Genomic DNA, 538 nt, shown 5'->3' with positions numbered 1-538 from the left:
ATTACGTGCTGAGTGACGATCTCACGATTCGATAAACCTTTGATTCGGGCTGCGCGAATGTAGTTTTGGCTCATAACTTCTGCAACAGAAGCACGCATCAAACCAACAACTTGAGTCGTAGGTGCTAACGCCAGAACCAAACACGGCAGAACCATGTGCTCGATGACACTTTGCAGTGCGTGAGCTCGGTATTCACCTTTAGCCATAAAGGCGTCCATAATGGCAAACCCAGTCACATGGTCGATTTCGTACAGCAAGTCGTAGCGTCCAGCAACAGGGAAGATATGGTATTCCAACGAGAAGACCATGATCAGCAGTAGTGCCACCCAGAAAATCGGAGCAGAGTAACCCGACATCGAAAGAAACGAGATACCAGTGTCTAGCCACTTACCTTGCTTCATCCCTGCAATCGTACCAAGCGGGATACCGATTAAAAGCGAAACCAGAAAGGCGAAAAAGCACAATTCTAATGTGGCAGGAAAAACAACCGCGAGTTCGTCGTAAATCGCATTGCCGTTTTTGCTCAAACCAAAATCGA

General features: G+C 47.4%; 1 protein-coding gene. It reads right to left on the bottom strand.

The features are described from left to right. On the bottom strand, positions 1-538 hold a 538-nt coding region (locus R7093_RS27615; protein WP_318147327.1), incomplete at both ends, for an ABC transporter permease subunit.

The organism is Vibrio sp. 1580 (genome assembly GCF_033340055.1).
This window is presented reverse-complemented; position numbering and strand designations above follow the sequence as displayed.